14 protein-coding genes are annotated in these 16,164 nt (G+C 69.5%); all 14 read right to left on the bottom strand.

The features are described from left to right. Nucleotides 1-88: 88 nt before the first annotated feature. The 14 genes from D4739_RS07945 to D4739_RS07880 are packed head-to-tail and all read right to left on the bottom strand — an operon-like array spanning nt 89 to nt 16,085. Nucleotides 89-1,099, bottom strand: coding sequence for a polyprenyl synthetase family protein (locus D4739_RS07945; protein ID WP_120060075.1), 1,011 nt, complete (start codon nt 1,097-1,099; stop codon nt 89-91). Then, nucleotides 1,096-2,634 (bottom strand): NADH-quinone oxidoreductase subunit NuoN, encoded by a 1,539-nt coding sequence (nuoN, locus tag D4739_RS07940; RefSeq protein ID WP_238473721.1) that lies wholly within the window; start codon nt 2,632-2,634, stop codon nt 1,096-1,098. Before nuoN ends, D4739_RS07945 begins: the two co-directional genes overlap by 4 nt. 44 nt (nt 2,635-2,678) lie before the next feature. Then, the gene (locus tag D4739_RS07935) at nt 2,679-4,163 is read right to left on the bottom strand and encodes an NADH-quinone oxidoreductase subunit M (protein ID WP_120060072.1); all 1,485 of its coding nucleotides are present in this window, start codon (nt 4,161-4,163) and stop codon (nt 2,679-2,681) included. Continuing rightward, entirely contained in the window at nt 4,163-6,058 is a 1,896-nt protein-coding gene (nuoL, locus tag D4739_RS07930) for an NADH-quinone oxidoreductase subunit L (protein ID WP_120060070.1), read from the bottom strand. The genes D4739_RS07935 and nuoL overlap by 1 nt, the downstream gene beginning before the upstream one ends. Nucleotides 6,059-6,065: 7 nt before the next feature. Then, the gene (gene nuoK / locus D4739_RS07925; protein ID WP_120060069.1) at nt 6,066-6,389 is read right to left on the bottom strand and encodes an NADH-quinone oxidoreductase subunit NuoK; all 324 of its coding nucleotides are present in this window, start codon (nt 6,387-6,389) and stop codon (nt 6,066-6,068) included. Continuing rightward, nucleotides 6,386-7,159 (bottom strand): NADH-quinone oxidoreductase subunit J, encoded by a 774-nt coding sequence (locus D4739_RS07920; protein WP_120060067.1) that lies wholly within the window; start codon nt 7,157-7,159, stop codon nt 6,386-6,388. The genes nuoK and D4739_RS07920 overlap by 4 nt, the downstream gene beginning before the upstream one ends. Continuing rightward, complete coding sequence (gene nuoI / locus D4739_RS07915) at nt 7,156-7,731, bottom strand: NADH-quinone oxidoreductase subunit NuoI (RefSeq protein ID WP_120060066.1); 576 nt, start codon at nt 7,729-7,731, stop codon at nt 7,156-7,158. Before nuoI ends, D4739_RS07920 begins: the two co-directional genes overlap by 4 nt. Further along, nucleotides 7,728-9,080 carry an NADH-quinone oxidoreductase subunit NuoH gene (nuoH, locus tag D4739_RS07910; RefSeq protein ID WP_120060063.1) on the bottom strand — a complete coding sequence of 451 codons (1,353 nt, stop codon included), beginning with the start codon at nt 9,078-9,080 and terminating at the stop codon, nt 7,728-7,730. The genes nuoI and nuoH overlap by 4 nt, the downstream gene beginning before the upstream one ends. Then, nucleotides 9,077-11,500 carry an NADH-quinone oxidoreductase subunit G gene (locus D4739_RS07905; RefSeq protein ID WP_120060061.1) on the bottom strand — a complete coding sequence of 808 codons (2,424 nt, stop codon included), beginning with the start codon at nt 11,498-11,500 and terminating at the stop codon, nt 9,077-9,079. Before D4739_RS07905 ends, nuoH begins: the two co-directional genes overlap by 4 nt. Next, on the bottom strand, nt 11,497-12,828 hold the full coding sequence (gene nuoF, locus D4739_RS07900; protein ID WP_120060059.1) for an NADH-quinone oxidoreductase subunit NuoF: 1,332 nt from the start codon (nt 12,826-12,828) through the stop codon (nt 11,497-11,499). Before nuoF ends, D4739_RS07905 begins: the two co-directional genes overlap by 4 nt. Then, entirely contained in the window at nt 12,828-13,445 is a 618-nt protein-coding gene (gene nuoE / locus D4739_RS07895; protein WP_120060057.1) for an NADH-quinone oxidoreductase subunit NuoE, read from the bottom strand. Before nuoE ends, nuoF begins: the two co-directional genes overlap by 1 nt. Then, on the bottom strand, nt 13,442-14,809 hold the full coding sequence (locus D4739_RS07890; RefSeq protein ID WP_120060055.1) for an NADH-quinone oxidoreductase subunit D: 1,368 nt from the start codon (nt 14,807-14,809) through the stop codon (nt 13,442-13,444). The genes nuoE and D4739_RS07890 overlap by 4 nt, the downstream gene beginning before the upstream one ends. Then, a complete protein-coding gene (locus tag D4739_RS07885; RefSeq protein WP_420799016.1) occupies nt 14,806-15,534 on the bottom strand; it encodes an NADH-quinone oxidoreductase subunit C in 729 nt (242 codons plus the stop codon). The genes D4739_RS07890 and D4739_RS07885 overlap by 4 nt, the downstream gene beginning before the upstream one ends. Beyond that, complete coding sequence (locus tag D4739_RS07880; RefSeq protein WP_120060053.1) at nt 15,531-16,085, bottom strand: NuoB/complex I 20 kDa subunit family protein; 555 nt, start codon at nt 16,083-16,085, stop codon at nt 15,531-15,533. The genes D4739_RS07885 and D4739_RS07880 overlap by 4 nt, the downstream gene beginning before the upstream one ends. Nucleotides 16,086-16,164 lie beyond the last annotated feature (79 nt).

Below are 16,164 nucleotides of genomic sequence, written 5' to 3'. Positions count from 1 at the left end.
TCGACGTCGAAGTCGCGCCGTGTCGACGTCGAAGTCGCGCCGTGTCGACGTCGAAGTCGCGCCGTGTCGACGTTTCGACGAGGAGAGGTCAGGCGGTGCGGGTGGCGACGACGTCGGCGAACGCCTCGAGGGCGTCGCGGACGGGTCCCTCGGCCAGCACCTTGAGCAGGTCCTTGGCCTCCTGCGCACGCGCGACGACGTAGGCCCGAGCCTCAGCCATCGCCGGGTGGGCCCGCAGGAGCACGAGCGCCTCGGCGAGCGCCTCGTCGGAGGAGAGATCCCCGTCCAGCAACGAGATCAGGCGGGCGTCCTCGGGCCGGCCGGCGCGGCGTACGAGCAGGACGGGCAGGGTCGGCACGCCTTCGCGAAGGTCGGTGCCCGGGGTCTTTCCGGACTCGTCGGACTCGGAGGCGATGTCGAGGATGTCGTCGCTGATCTGGAACGCAGCGCCGACGATCTCGCCGTACGCCGCGAGGGCGTCCTCGATCTCGCGGGGCGCTCCGGCGAAGCGGGCACCGTAGAGCGCGGACGTCGCGATCAGCGAGCCGGTCTTGCCGGCGACCACGCGCAGGTGGTGCTCCAGCGCAACCTCGGGCGAGGCAGGCGGCACGGTCTCGAGGATCTGGCCCTCGACGAGCCGGCTGAACGTGTGGGCCTGGATGCGCACGGCGTCCGGGCCGAGGTCGGCGGTCAGCTCCGAGGACTTCGAGAAGAGCCAGTCGCCAGTGAGGATCGCGACGTGGTTGTCCCAGCGGGCGTTGGCCGAGTCGGCGCCGCGGCGCAGGTCGGCCTCGTCCATGACGTCGTCGTGGTAGAGCGACGCCAGGTGGGTCAGCTCGACGACGCAGGCAGCGTGGATGACCTCGTCGGACGCTGCGTTGGGACCGGTCTCGGCAGCGAGCAGCACCAGCAGCGGCCGGAAGCGCTTGCCGCCGGCATCCATGAGGTGGCGCGCGGCCTCGGTGACGAAGGCCGCCTCGCTCTGGATGTGGCCGGAGAGCGCCTCCTCCACCTCGACCAGGCGGGCGCGCAGACGCGCCGCCAGCTCCTCGTCGAGGACGGGGAGAGCGAGGGCAGGGCCGGACGATTCTGGACTCACCTGATGAATTCTCCTGCATGGGCCGCGAGGTCGAGCACCGGGCCGGGTACGACGCCCAGCGCGACCGTCGCAGCGACTGCAACCGCGATCGTGGCGGTGGTCAGGAAACCGGGCACCGCAACGGTCGGACCTTCACCGCGCGGCTGGGCGAAGTACATCACCACGATCACCCGGATGTAGAAGAACGCGGCGAGCGCCGAGGTGAGAACCGCGGTCACCACGACCGGCCAGGCGTCTGCCGTCATCGCAGCGGCGAAGACCACCCACTTGCCGGTGAACCCGGCCGTGAGCGGGAGACCCGCGAGCGAGAGCAGGAAGAGCGCGAAGACGCCGGCGACCAGCGGGGAACGCTGCCCGAGTCCGGCCCAGCCTGCCAGCGTGGAAACCTCGCCCGCATCGTCACGGACCAGGGTCAGCACCGCGAACGCGCCGAGGGTCACGAAGCCGTAGGTCACCAGGTAGAAGAGCACGGCGGTCGTCGTGGTGATCTGGTCGCCGGTCACGACGGCGCCCGTGCCGAGGATGCCGGTGACCAGGAAGCCGGTGTGCGCGATCGAGGAGTACGCCAGCATGCGCTTGACGTCGGTCTGCGCGATGGCAAGGACGGCACCGAGCACCATCGTCAGGAGGGCAACCACCCAGAAGACCGGCAGCCAGGACCAGCGCTCGGCACCGAACGCCACGTCGAAGAGACGGAGCAGTGCGACGAACGCCGCGACCTTGGTCGCCGCGGCCATGAACGCCGTGACCGGCGTCGGGGCGCCCTGGTAGACGTCGGGCGTCCACGCCTGGAACGGAGCGGCGCCCACCTTGAAGAAGAGGCCGACCGCGAGCAGGCCGATGCCGAGCAGCAGCAGCCCCCGGTCGCCCGGGGTGTTGGCGATGGCCTCGGAGATGCCCGCGTAGGTCACGGTCCCGGCGTAGCCGTAGACCAGCGCGATGCCATAGAGCAGGAAGCCCGAGGAGAAGGCGCCGAGCAAGAAGTACTTCAGTGCCGCCTCCTGCGACAGCAGCCGACGACGACGCGCCAGGCCACAGAGCAGGTAGAGCGGCAGCGAGAGCACCTCGAGGCCGACGAAGAGGGTCAGCAGGTCGGATGCGGCGGCGAAGAGAAGCATGCCGCCGACCGCGAAGAGCAGCAGCGGGTAGACCTCGGTGTGCTCGAGCCCGCGCTCGGAGACCCGGCGCTCGTCCGACGTCCCGGGCAACGCAGCGGCCTGACCGGCGAACGCGGAGACGCCACCCTCGAGCCGACGCTCGGCGAAGAGCATCACTCCGAAGATCGCGATCAGCAGGATCAGGCCCCAGGCGAAGACGGCCGGGCCGTCCACCGCCACAGAACCTTCGGCGGCGACCGTGCCGAACGCCTTGCCGTCGCCACGCGAGGTGAGCTGCGTCGCGACGTACACGACACCGCCGAAGGCGGTCGCGAGGCTGGCCAGGGACAGCACGACCTGGCTCAGGAAGCGCGCCTTGCGAGGGACGAACGCCTCGACGAGTACGCCGGCGCACGCGGCGCCGAGGACGACCAGCATCGGCCAGAGCAGGGAGTACTCGATCGTGGGGCTGTGGAACTCGTTCACGGCTGCACCACCTCCAGCGTGCGGTCGGTGGACGGGTTGATCACGTCGAGCGCGGGCTGCGGCACGAAGCCGAGCACCAGCATCACCGCGACGAGCGGAGCGATCGCGATGACCTCGCGGGGGACGGCGTCACCGACCCCGGCGAGCTCCGGACGGGGTGGCCCGGTCATCGCGCGCTGGTAGGCCACGAGGACATAGGCGGCCGCGAGGACGATGCCGGTCACCGCAACCGCGCCGGTCCACGGGTGGTGCTCGAAAGCACCGACCAGGACCAGGAACTCCGACACGAACGGCGAGAGCCCCGGGAGACCGAGGGTGCCGAGGCCACCGAGCAGGAAGAGCCCGGCGATGACCGGAGCCTTCTTCTCGACGCCGCCCATGCGCGAGAGCAGTGGCGTGCCGGAGCGGTGGATCAGGTAGCCGGCGGCAACGAACATGACCGCCGTGGCGAGGCCGTGGTTGAGCATGTAGAAGATCGAGCCGGACAGCCCCTGCGCGTTCATCACGAAGATGCCGAGCACGATGAAGCCGAAGTGGCTCAGCGACGTGAGGCCGATCAGCTTGAGGACGTTGTCCTGGCCGAGCGCGAGCAGTGCGCCGTAGACGATCGAGATCAGCGCCAGCACGACGACGACCGGCGTGGCCCAGCGCGACGCCTCGGGGAAGAGCTCGAGGCAGAACCGGATCATGCCGTAGGTGCCGATCTTGTCGAGCACGCAGATCAGCAGCACGCTCGTGCCCGGGGTCGCCGCGGCGGTCGTGTCGGGCAGCCAGGTGTGGAACGGGAAGAGCGGTGCCTTCACCGCGAACGCGAGGAAGAAGCCGAGGAAGAGCCAACGCCCGGTGTTGGTGGAGATGTCGAGCTCCGCCAGGTCCGAGATCAGGTACGACGCGTCCCCGCTGCGGGCGGACAGCGCGTAGAGGCCGATCACCGAGGCGAGCATGACCAGTCCACCGGCCAGCATGTAGAGCAGGAACTTCACCGCGGCCGAGCCGCGACGCTCGCCGGAGCCGAAGCTGCCGATCAGGAAGTAGGCCGGGATCAGCGTCGCCTCGAAGACGGCGTAGAAGAGGAAGACGTCCTGGGCGCAGAAGACGGCCAGGGCGAGGCCCTCGACGGCGAGGATCAGCGCGAAGAAGACCCCCTGGCGACCCGTGTTGGCGCCGTCGGCGTCATTCCAGGAGGCACCGATGACGACCGGGACCAGGACGACGGTGAGCAGCACCATCACCAGGCCGAGGCCGTCGACGCCGAGCGCGAAGTGGGCGCCGAACGCCTTGATCCAGGTGTGGTCCTCGGTGAACTGCGTGCCGCCACCGTTGTCGTAGTTGGCCGCGAGCACCACCCCGAAGACGAGCGTGGCCAGCGAGAACGCGAGCGCCGACCACTTCGGCAGGACTGCGCCGGGACCACCCGGAAGGACGGCCGTGACAACGGCACCGACCAGCGGCAGGAGGAGCAGGAAGCTGAGCGCGCCCATCAGAGGTTCACCACCAGGAGAGCCAGCACGATGACCAAGGCGCCACCGAGCACGGACAGGGCGTAGGAGCGGACGAAGCCGTTCTGCATGCGGCGGAGTGCGAAGGCGATGCCGCCGACCGCACCGGCCTGGCCCATCACGACACCGTCGATGCCGGACTTGTCGAAGACCATCAGGCCGTCGACCAGACGGCGTGTGGGCTGCACGACGAGGGTGTCGTTGATGGCGTCTCCGTAGATGTCGGCGCGGGCGGCGCGGACCGGCCAGGGCACGTCGGCGGGGGCCTTGCGCGGGACGAAGTGCTTGCCGACCGAGAACCAGGCGGTCGCCACACCGGCGGCCACCGTCAGCATGACCAGCAGGGTGATCACGATGGCAGGCATCGGCAGCTCGTGGTGCTCCGCGTGACCGGTCACCGGCTCCAGCCAGCTGGTGATCCACCCGCCGGCCAGCATCAGGCCGCCGAGCACGGAGAGCGCCGCGAGGACGACCAGCGGCACCGTCATCACGCGAGGCGACTCGTGCGGGTGGACTCCGTCCCCCCAACGGCCCTTGCCGTCAGGCTCCGGGGTGAAGAAGGTGAGCAGCATCAGCCGGGTCATGTAGAAGCCGGTGATCCCGGCGCCCAGCAGCGCCAGCAGGCCGACGTACACGTTGTGGCCGAAGGCGGTCTCGATGATCTTGTCCTTGGACCAGAACCCGGAGAAGCCCGGGAAGCCGATGATCGCGAGGTAGCCCATCGCGAAGGTCAGGAAGGTGACCGGCAGCATCTTGCGCAGTGCGCCGTAGTGGCGCATGTCGACGTCGTCGTCCATCGCGTGCATGACCGAGCCGGCGCCGAGGAACATGTTGGCCTTGAAGAAGCCGTGGGTGATCAGGTGGAAGATCGCGAACGCCGCGCCGGCCGGGCCGAGCCCTGCGCCGAGCATCATGTAGCCGATCTGGCTCATCGTGGAGCCGGCGAGCGCCTTCTTGATGTCGTCCTTCGCGCAACCGATGACAGCACCCCACAGGAGCGTCACGACGGCGACGGTGATCACCGCGCCCTGCGCGATCGGAGCGGCCTCGAAGATCGCACCGGAGCGGACGATCAGGTAGACGCCGGCGGTGACCATGGTCGCCGCGTGGATCAGGGCCGAGACCGGGGTCGGGCCCTCCATCGCGTCGAGCAGCCAGGCCTGGAGCGGGACCTGCGCGGACTTGCCGCACGCGCCGAGCAGGAGCAGCAGCCCGATCCAGGTCAGCGTGGACTCGGAGGCGTGCGCCGAAGCGGTGCCGTGCACGCCGGCGTCGACGGCTCCAAAGGCGAGCGTGCCGAACGTCGTGAACATCAGCATCATCGCGAGGCTCATGCCGATGTCGCCGACACGGTTCATCACGAACGCCTTCTTCGCCGCAGCAGCCGCGGAGGGCTTGTGCTGCCAGAACCCGATGAGGAGGTACGACGCGAGGCCGACGCCCTCCCAGCCGAGGAAGAGCAGCAGGTAGTTGGCGGCCAGCACCAGCATCAGCATCGCGGCGACGAAGAGGTTCAGGTAGCCGAAGAAGCGACGGCGGCGCGGGTCGTGCGCCATGTAGCCGATCGAGTAGACGTGGATCAGCGAGCCGACGCCGGTGATCAGCAGCACGAAGAGGATCGACAGCGGGTCGGCGAGCAGGTCGAAGCCGACCTTGAAGCTGCCGACCTCGATCCAGTCGAACAGGTGCTGGCTGATGTGGCGGTCGTGGGCGTCCTGGCCGAGGAGACGGAAGAAGAGCACCAGGCCGGCCAGGAACGAGCCGATCGCGGTGGCGCAGCCGAGCAGGTGGCCCCAGGTGTCGGTGAAGCGGCCACCGAGCAGCAGCACCGCCGCGCCGAGGAGCGGCAGGGCGATGACGAGTGCAGGCGTGATCATCGCGTCCTCAGAACTTCAGCAGGTTCGCGTCGTCGACCGAGGCCGAGCGTCGGGTCCGGAACAGGGTCATGATGATCGCCAGGCCCACGACCACCTCGGCCGCGGCCACCACCATCACGAAGAAGGCGGCCACCTGGCCGGTCAGGTTGCCGTGCTGGCGGGCGAAGGCGACCAGTGCGAGGTTCGAGGCGTTGAGCATCAGCTCGACGCACATGAACACCACGATCGCGTTGCGCCGGATCAGCACGCCGACACAGCCGATGGTGAACAGGATCGAGGAGAGCACGACGTAGGGCGCCGGGTCGAACCCGGCCACGGCCAGGGCGGTCATCGGGTCTCCTCCCCGTGACTGCCAACTCCATGGCTGTCAGTCATCGCTTCGATCGCCTTCGCGTCCTTGGCCGTCGTCTCGCCGTCACCGCGGGCCGTGAGCACGCGCGAGAGCGACAGCTCGCTGGGCGAACCGTCGGGCAGCAGGGCCGGGGTGTCGACCGCGTTGTGGCGGGCGTAGACACCCGGGGCCGGCAGCGGGCCGAGGTGCTTGCCGGAGTCGGCGTACTCCCGGACGCGACGAGCGGCCAGGGACGCCTGGGTCTCCTTCGGGTCGAGGCGTTCCTTGTGGGCGAGCACCATCGCGCCGACGGCTGCGGTGATCAGCAGCGCCGAGGTGGTCTCGAAGGCGAGCACCCAGGTGGAGAACAGCAGGTCGGCGAGGTTCTGGACGTTGCCGCCCGCGTTGGCCTCCTCGAGGCCGATCGCGGTCCCGAAGCCGACCTGGCTGATCGCGATCACCAGCGTGTTGCCGAAGAGCAGCCCGACCACGAGCGCGGCCAGCTTGTGGCCACGGATGGTCTCGGTGAGCGAGTCGGAGGCGTCGACGCCGACCAGCATCAACACGAAGAGGAAGAGCATCAGGATCGCGCCGGTGTAGACGATGATCTGCACCGCGAAGAGGAACGGGGCCTCGAGCACGGCGTACAGGACGGCGAGCGAGACCATGACGACCGCCAGCAGCAGGGCCGCATGCACGGCCTTGCGGACCACGAGGATGCCGAGGGCAGAGACGACCATGATCGGCGCGAGCAGCCAGAAGGCGATCACTTCTCGCCTCCCTCGGCGGCCGACGGCGTGCGGAGCGCGCCCCGGTAGTAGTCACCGTCGTCCGTGCCCGGCTGCATGGCGTGCGGCGGCAGCTCCATGCCGGGCAGCAGCGGAGCGAGCAGGTCGGACTTCTCGTAGATCAGGTCGGCGCGGTTGTCGTCGGCCAGCTCGTACTCGTTGGTCATCGTCAGCGCGCGGGTCGGGCAGGCCTCGATGCAGAGCCCGCACAGGATGCAGCGCAGGTAGTTGATCTGGTAGACGCGGCCGTAGCGCTCACCCGGGCTGAACCGGCCCGAGCGGATCTCGCCATCGGCGTCGGCGGTGACCTCGTCTGTGTTGGAGGCGCCCTCGACATAGATCGCGTCGGCCGGGCAGGCCCAGGCACACAGCTCACAGCCGATGCACTTCTCGAGGCCGTCCGGGTAACGGTTGAGCTGGTGCCGGCCGTGGAAGCGGGGTGCGGTCGGGTGCTTCTCGAAGGGGTACTGCTCGGTGACCACCTTCTTGAACATCGTGCGGAAGGTGACCCCGAACCCGGCGACCGGGTCCCAGAGGCTCTCTTTGGCGCTCACGAGCGCTCCTCTCGGGAGTCGGACAGTGGGGATTCTGCGAAGACGAGCGGGGCAGCTGCGCCACGGACGGCGCCGCCCTCGGGCAGCGTCGGCACCGGGAACGAGCCGGGACGAGGAGCGACAGGAGTGGCGTTCGTCGGCACGGGCGTCTGCTCCTTCGAGGGCCAGAAGGCCAGCACCAGGCACGCCGCCAGCACGACACCGGTGGCGATCGGCACGACAGGACCGTCGAACAGGCCGTCCAGCGAACCCTGCTGGCGCGCCGTGCGGAACGTCGCGACCATCATGATCCAGACCAGCGAGACCGGGATCAGCACCTTCCAGCCGAACGACATGAACTGGTCGTAGCGCAGCCTGGGCAGGGTGCCACGCAGCCAGATGAAGCCGAAGATGAAGAGCAGCACCTTGCCGAAGAACCACAGCAGCGGCCAGTAGCCCTCGTTGGCGCCGGCCCAGATCTGCGTGACGCCGATCGGGGCGCGCCAGCCGCCGAGGAAGAGCGTCGTCGCCAGCGCGGAGACGGTCGCCATGTTGATGTACTCGGCGAGGAAGAAGAGCGCGAACTTCAGGCTCGAGTACTCGGTGTGGAAGCCGCCGACGAGCTCGCCCTCGGCCTCGGGGAGGTCGAACGGCGCACGGTTGGTCTCGCCGACCATCGCGATCACGTAGATGACGAACGAGGGCAGCAGCGCGATGCCGAACCAGACCTGCTCCTGCGCTGCGACGATCGCGCTGGTCGACATCGAGCCGGAGTACAGGAAGACGGCGACCAGCGAGAGGCCCATGGCCACCTCGTAGGAGATCATCTGTGCGCTGGAGCGGAGCCCGCCGAGCAGGGAGTACGTCGAGCCGCTGGCCCAGCCGCCGAGCACGATGCCGTAGATGCCGATGCTCGCGATCGCCATCACGAAGATGACCGCGACCGGCATGTCGGTGAGCTGGAGCGGGGTGGTGCGGTCGGTCCACGGGAGCCCCACCTCGGGGCCGAAGGGGATCACCGCGAAGGTCACGAACGCCGGGATCACCGCGATCACCGGAGCCAGCACGAAGACCACCTTGTCGGCGGCCTTCGGGATGATGTCCTCCTTCAGCGCCAGCTTCACGCCGTCGGCGAGTGACTGCAGCAGGCCGAAGGGGCCGTGCACGTTGGGGCCGATGCGGTGCTGCATGCGGGCCACGACACGGCGCTCGAACCAGATGTTGAAGAGGGTCAGCAGGACAAGCACGACGAAGATCGCGACCGCCTTGCCGAGGACCAGCCACCAGGGGTCCTGGCCGAAGGCGCCGAGGTCCTCCACCACCGATGGAAGGGCGGACGGCAGAGGAGTCAAGGCAGCGAGTGCACTCATCGGTGGGCTCCCTTCACCGAGACCATGCCGCCGGGCGAGCTGAGCTCGGCCAGGACACCGGTCCCGAAGGCGTTGGCAGGCACCCAGACCACGCCCTCGGGGAGGTCGGCGACCTCGACCGGCAGGGTGATCTGGCCGCGGTCTCCGCTGAGGGTCACCTCGGCGACCCCCTTGAGCATCGCGTGGGTCTCGGCGGTGATGCGTGCGACCGCCGGGCGGGCGGTGGCCTGCAGGGTGTGCTCGTCCTCGAGCAGCGAGGCGGTGCCGATGAGCTGCTTCCAGGTGGCGAGCGTGAGCTTGGTCTTCAGCACCTTGCGCTCCCCATGGACGGGTACGCCGGGGAGTGCCGGCCGCTCGCCGTCCCACGGCCCGACCTCCTCGAGCTCGGCGCGGGCTTCCTCGATCGTGCGGAAGCCGAGGGGCGCGGAGAGCTCCGCGGCGATGCCGGCGAGGACCCGCACGTCGGGCAGTGAGCCAGGCACGGAGAAGATCGCGCCGAACGTGCGCGGACGCCCCTCCCACGTGACGAAGGTGCCGGCCTTCTCGGTGACGGGTGCGACCGGGAAGACGACGTCGGCCACACGGGTCACGTCGGTCTCACGCAGCTCGAGGCTGACCACGAAACCGGCGGCGTCGAGCGCAGCCCGGGCAGCGGCGGGGTCGGCCAGGTCGTCGACGTCGACACCTGCGACGACAACACCCCCGAGGTCACCGGACGACAACCCCGCGATGATGCCGTCGCCGTCGCGACCGGGCGCCGCCGGAAGTGAGGTCAGGCCCCAGGCCGCGGCGGCGTCGACACGGGCAGCGGCGTCGGCAACCGGCCGGCCGCCGGGAAGCAGGTTGGGCAGGCAGCCGGTCTCGACCGCACCCCGGTCACCCGCACGGCGCGGCACCCAGGCCAGCCGGGCGCCGGTGGCCTCGGCCAGCTCGACCGCGGCAGTCAGCGCACCCGGCGTGAGCGCGAGCCGCTCCCCCACCAGGATCACGCCCGTGTCGCCGAGTGCGAGCTCCGTGTCGCCGGGGATCGCGCGGATCGCAGCGACCTCCTCGCCCGGAGCCGTGCGAATCAGGCGGCCCTTCATCTTGGCCAGTCCCCGCGAGGTGTAGGGCGCGACCGACGCGATGCGGGTCCCCGCACCGGCTGCCGTCGCGGCCTTGCGGAGGCGCAGGAAGATCGTGGCCGCCTCGTCCTCGGGCTCGAGGCCGAGCAGGAGGACGCTCGCGGCGCGCTCCAGGTCGGCGTACGAGACTCCCCCGTCGTAGGGGCCGGTCAGCGCGACCGCCGACGCGAGGAACGCGGTCTCCTCGGCGGTGTGCGGGCGGGCGCGGAAGTCGATGTCGTTGGTGCCGAGCACCACGCGCGCGAACTTGCTGTAGGCGTAGGCGTCCTCGGCGGTCAGGCGCCCGCCGGTCAGCACGCCAACGCCGCCGGCCTCACGGGCGGCTGCAAGACCCCGTGCAGCAATGGTGAAGGCCTCGGGCCAGCTTGCGGCGCGGAGCTGACCGGTCTCGGTGTCACGCACCAGCGGGTGGGTGAGCCGGGCGGCCGCGCGGACGTAGCGGAAGCCGAAGCGGTCCTTGTCGGAGATCCACTCCTCGTTGACCTCGGGGTCGTTGCCGGCCAGGCGGCGCATGACCTTGCCGCGACGGTGGTCGACGCGGATCGCGGCACCACACGCGTCGTGCTCCGCGATGGTCGGGGTGGAGACCAGGTCGAACGGCCGGGCACGGAACCGGTAGTCGGCGCTGGTCAGCGCGCCCACCGGGCAGATCTGGATCGCGTTGCCGGAGAAGTAGGAGTCGTAGGGCTGCTTCTCGTAGATGCCCACCTGCTGCAACGCGCCGCGGTCGACGAGCGCGATGAAGGGGTCACCGGAGATCTGGTCGGAGAAGCGGGTGCAACGGGCACAGAGCACGCAGCGCTCACGGTCGAGCAGCACCTGCGCCGAGACGTTGATCGGCTTCTCGAAGGTGCGCTTGACGCCACCGCTCGCGGAGAAGCGGCTCTCGGCACTGCCCGTCGACATGGCCTGGTTCTGCAGGGGGCACTCGCCGCCCTTGTCGCAGACCGGGCAGTCGAGCGGGTGGTTGATCAGCAGCAGCTCCATCACGCCGCGCTGCGCCTTCTCGGCCACCTGGTTGGTCACCTGGGTCTCGACCACCATGCCGGGCGCGACAGCGAGCGTGCACGAGGCCTGCGGCTTCGGGATCGGACGGCCGTTGCCCGCGTCGGGCACCTCGACCAGGCACTGGCGACAGGCACCGACCGGGGCGAGCAGCGGGTGGTCGCAGAACCGCGGGACCTGGACGCCGACCTGCTCGGCCGCGCGGATCACCAGCGTGCCGGCCGGGACGGTCACCGAGCGACCGTCGATCGTCAGCGTGACCTTCTGTGCCTTCTCCACCTCGGCGCTCATGCGTGGACCTCCTCAGCGGCACCGAAGAACTCGGACTTCGCGGGGTCGAAGGGGCAGCCGCCATGAGCCAGATGCGCGAGGTACTCCTCGCGGAAGTGCTGGATCGAGCTGATCACCGGGCTGGTCGCGCCATCACCGAGCGCGCAGAACGAGCGGCCCGCGATGTTGTCGCACTGGTCGAGCAGCTGGTCGAGGTCCTCGGGTCGCCCCTCGCCCTTCTCCAGCTTGCTCAGGACCTGCACCAGCCACCACGTGCCCTCACGGCACGGGGTGCACTTGCCACACGACTCGTGCTTGTAGAACTCGCTCCAGCGCAGCACCGCGCGGACCACACACGTGGTCTCGTCGAAGATCTGCAGCGCACGCGTGCCGAGCATGGAGCCGACGGCGCCGACACCTTCGTAGTCGAGGGGTACGTCGAGGTGCTCGGCGGTGAGCAGCGGGGTGCTCGATCCGCCCGGGGTCCAGAACTTGAGCTGGTGGCCCTCACGGACACCACCGGCGAGGTCGAGCAACTCGCGCAGCGTGATGCCGAGGGGCGCTTCGTACTGTCCCGGACGGGTGACGTGGCCGGACAGCGAGTAGATGACGAAGCCCTTGGACTTCTCGGTGCCGAGACTGGCGAACCAGTCGGAGCCCTGGCTGATGATCGCGGGCACCGAGGCGATCGACTCGACGTTGTTGATCACCGTCGGACGCGCGTAGAGACCGGCGACCGCGGGGAACGGCGGGCGTAGGCGGGGTTGGCCGCGACGCCCCTCGAGGGAGTCGAGCAGCGCCGTCTCCTCGCCACAGATGTAGGCGCCCGCACCGGCGTGCACGATCAGCTCCAGGTCATAGCCCGAGCCGTGGATGTTCTTGCCGAGATGGCCGGCCAGGTAGGCCTCCTGCACCGCGCGCTGGAGGCGGCGGATCACGTGCAGCACCTCGCCGCGCACGTAGATGAACGCGGTGTTGGCGCGGATGGCGTAGGAGCTGATGATCACGCCCTCGACCAGCGTGTGCGGGCTGGCCATCATCAGCGGGATGTCCTTGCAGGTGCCCGGCTCGGACTCGTCGGCGTTGACGACGAGGTACCGCGGGGGATTTTCGGCTTCGTCGTCGGTGTCATAAGGGGGAAGGAAGCCCCACTTCATGCCGGTCGGGAAGCCGGCGCCGCCGCGACCGCGGAGGCCGGACTCCTTGACCTGCTCGACGATCTCGGTCGGGGTCTTCGTCAGTGCGGTGCGGAGCGCGCCGTAACCGCCCCGGGCCTCGTAGGCCTCCAGCGTCCAGCTGCGCTCCTCGCCCCAGTTGGCGGTGAGGACGGGGGTGATCGGACTGGCCATCAGGCGTCACCTTCAAGCGTCTTGAGGCCGGCCAGCGAGGCCGGCCCGGCAGAGGGACCTTCGTCGGCGCGGTCGTCCGGGAAGCCGGCCAGCACGCGCTCGGCGTCACGCCAGGAGCAGATCTTCGCGCCCCGGGTGGCGGTGACCTCGCGGCCCGCGCGGAGGTCGTCGACCAGCCGCTTGGCCGACTCGGGGGTCTGGTTGTCGAAGAACTCCCAGTTGACCATCACGACCGGCGCATAGTCACAGGCGGCATTGCACTCGACGTGCTCGAGCGTCACCTTGCCGTCGGCCGTTGTCTCGTCGTTGCCGACGTCGAGGTGGTCCTTGAGCTCGGCGAAGATCCGGTCGCCACCCATCACCGCGCACAGCGTGTTGGTGCAGACCCCGACGTGGTGCTCACCGATCGGGCGGCGCTTGTACATCGTGTAGAAGGTCGCGACACCGCTCACCTCGGCGGCACTGATCCCGAGGATCTTCGCGCACGCCTCGATGCCGTCGGGGGTCACATAGCCCTCCGCGGCCTGGATCAGGTGCAGCATCGGCAGCAGCCCCGAGCGGGCTTCGGGGTAGCGCGCGGCGATCTGCTCGAGCTCGGCGTACGTCGTGGGCGTCATCGGTCCACGCCTCCCATCACGGGGTCGATGGACGCGATCGCGACGATGACGTCGGCGACCGCGCCGCCCTCGCTCATCACGCTCGTGGCCTGCAGGTTCGTGAACGACGGGTCGCGGTAGTGAACGCGGAACGGGCGCGTGCCGCCGTCGGAGTGGATGCTCGCGCCGAGCTCGCCGCGGGGCGACTCGATCGGCACGTAGGCCTGGCCGGGCGGGACCCGGAAGCCCTCGGTCACCAGCTTGAAGTGGTGGATCAGCGCCTCCATCGACTCCCCCATGATGTGGCGGATGTGGTCGAGGCTGTTGCCCATGCCGTCGGAGCCGATCGCGAGCTGGCTGGGCCACGCGATCTTCTTGTCGGCGATCATCACCGGCGCGTCCTCGAGTCCGGCCAGCCGCTCGGCCGCCTGCTCGACGATCTTGAGCGACTCCTCCATCTCCGCGAGGCGCACGCGGAAGCGCCCGTAGGCGTCGCAGGTGTCCCAGGTAATGACGTCGAAGTCGTAGGTCTCGTAGCCGGAGTACGGCGAGGTCTTGCGCAGGTCCCACGCGTAGCCGGTCGAGCGGAGCACCGGGCCGGAGATGCCCAGCGCCAGGCAGCCCTCGAGGTCGAGGTGGCCGACGCCCTCGAGGCGGGCCTTGAAGATCGGGTTCGCGTTGCAGAGCGCGGCGTACTCGGGGAGACGCTTCTTCATCAGGGCGACGAAGGTGCGGATCTCGTCGAGTGCACCTGGCGGGAGGTCCTGCGCGACGCCGCCGGGGCGGATGAACGCGTGGTTCATGCGGAGGCCGGTGATCAGCTCGAAGAGGTCGAGCACGAGCTCGCGCTCGCGGAAGCCGATCGTCATGACCGTCAGCGCGCCGATCTCCATGCCGCCGGTGGCGATGCAGACCAGGTGGCTGGAGATGCGGTTGAGCTCCATGAGCAGGACCCGCATGATCTGGGCCTTCTCGGGGATCTGCTCGTCGATGCCGAGCAGCCGCTCGACGCCGAGGCAGTAGGTCATCTCGTTGAAGAACGGGCTCAGGTAGTCCATGCGGGTGACGAACGTGACGCCCTGCACCCAGGTGCGGAACTCCATGTTCTTCTCGATGCCCGTGTGCAGGTAGCCGATGCCGCAGCGGGCCTCGGTGACCGTCTCGCCCTCGAGCTCGAGGATCAGCCGGAGGACGCCGTGGGTCGAGGGGTGCTGCGGCCCCATGTTCACCACGATGCGCTCGCTGAAGCTCTCGTCCGAGCCCAGCTCGCTGACGAACTGGTCCCAGTCCTCGCCGGTGACGGTGAAGACGCGGCCCTCGTGGGGCTCGGATCCGGCGCCGAAGGCGTCGGTGTTGCCGGTGTCGGTGTTGCTGGTCGTCGTCATGAGTAGGACCTCCGCTGGTCCGGCGGCGGGATGGTGCCGCCCTTGTACTCGACCGGGATGCCGCCGAGTGGGTAGTCCTTGCGCTGCGGGTGGCCCGGCCAGTCGTCGGGCATCTCGATCCGGGTCAGCGCCGGGTGGCCGTCGAAGATCATGCCGAAGAAGTCCCACGCCTCGCGCTCGTGCCAGTCGAGGGTCGGGTAGATCGCGACCAGGCTCGGCAGGTGCCGGTCGGCGTCGGGCGTCGTCGTCTCCACCCGGATCCGGCGGTTGTGGGTCATCGACAGCAGCGAGTAGACCGCGTGCAGCTCGCGCCCGGCGTCGTCCGGGTAGTGCACGCCGTGCACACCCGCGCAGAACTCGAACCGCTGCTCGTCGCGCAGGATGTTTGCCGCGGCCACGAGGTTCTGCCGGGCGATGTGGAACGTGATCTCGCCGCGATCGATCACGACGCGCTCGATCAGGCCGTGGATCGAGTCCGCGACCACGTCGTACCAGCCGCCGAAGGGGCGCTCGGCCGCGGCGGGGTAGATGATCGGCGCCACGAGGCCCGCGTAACCGCTCGTGTCGCCGGAGCCCGTGGCACCGAACATGCCGCGGCGTACGCCGACGGCCGGGGCCGCGACGACGAAGCCGCTGGTCGAGTCGGTCTGCGCCTCGATCTCGGGGGTCGAGGGCTCGTGCGAGGCCGGCTGGGCCTTCGACTGGTCCTCTGGAGTGGGGGTCACCGCATGAGGCCCTTCATCAGGCTGGTGGGCGTGGCGATCAGCGCGTCCTGCTCGAGCTCGGCGATCTGCGCGCGGCGGTTGGCACCGAGCTTGCCGTGCTGGACCTGGTCGTGGAGCTTGAGGATCGCGTCGATCAGCATCTCGGGCCGCGGCGGGCAGCCGGGGAGGTACATGTCGACGGGGACGATGTGATCGACGCCCTGCACGATCGCGTAGTTGTTGAACATGCCACCGGAGCTGGCACAGACGCCCATGGCCAGCACCCACTTGGGCTCGGCCATCTGGTCGTAGATCTGGCGCAGGACCGGGGCCATCTTCTGGCTGACCCGGCCCGCCACGATCATCAGGTCGGCCTGGCGCGGGCTGGCGCGGAAGACCTCCATGCCGAACCGGCCGAGGTCGTACTTCGGGCCGCCGGACGTCATCATCTCGATGGCGCAGCAGGCCAGGCCGAACGTGGCCGGCCAGAAAGCCGCCTTGCGCATGTAGCCGGCGACGCCCTCCACCGTGGTGAGGAGTACGCCGCTGGGGAGCTTCTCTTCGAGACCCATGTCATGCCTCCGTTGAGGGTCGTGAGGTGCGTGCCACGCCAAGGCGGAGGAGGGAAGGCGGCCCTTGTGCGGAGCGCAG

Origin of the sequence: Nocardioides cavernaquae (assembly GCF_003600895.1) — a bacterium.
GTDB lineage: Bacteria > Actinomycetota > Actinomycetes > Propionibacteriales > Nocardioidaceae > Nocardioides > Nocardioides cavernaquae.
Note: the sequence above shows the minus strand (reverse complement) of the source record. Positions and strands in the feature narration are given on the sequence as shown.

Coding starts and splice junctions, on each gene's coding strand:
- nuoH (WP_120060063.1), bottom strand. CDS start 9,080: ATGAGTGCACTCGCTGCCTTGACTCCTCTGCCGTCCGCCCTTCCATCG.
- D4739_RS07890 (WP_120060055.1), bottom strand. CDS start 14,809: ATGACGACGACCAGCAACACCGACACCGGCAACACCGACGCCTTCGGC.
- nuoF (WP_120060059.1), bottom strand. CDS start 12,828: ATGGCCAGTCCGATCACCCCCGTCCTCACCGCCAACTGGGGCGAGGAG.
- D4739_RS07880 (WP_120060053.1), bottom strand. CDS start 16,085: ATGGGTCTCGAAGAGAAGCTCCCCAGCGGCGTACTCCTCACCACGGTG.
- nuoK (WP_120060069.1), bottom strand. CDS start 6,389: ATGACCGCCCTGGCCGTGGCCGGGTTCGACCCGGCGCCCTACGTCGTG.
- D4739_RS07905 (WP_120060061.1), bottom strand. CDS start 11,500: ATGAGCGCCGAGGTGGAGAAGGCACAGAAGGTCACGCTGACGATCGAC.
- nuoL (WP_120060070.1), bottom strand. CDS start 6,058: ATGATCACGCCTGCACTCGTCATCGCCCTGCCGCTCCTCGGCGCGGCG.
- D4739_RS07935 (WP_120060072.1), bottom strand. CDS start 4,163: ATGGGCGCGCTCAGCTTCCTGCTCCTCCTGCCGCTGGTCGGTGCCGTT.
- nuoE (WP_120060057.1), bottom strand. CDS start 13,445: ATGACGCCCACGACGTACGCCGAGCTCGAGCAGATCGCCGCGCGCTAC.
- nuoN (WP_238473721.1), bottom strand. CDS start 2,634: ATGCTGGTCGTCCTCGGCGCCGCGTGCGCCGGCGTACTCGTCGAGGCG.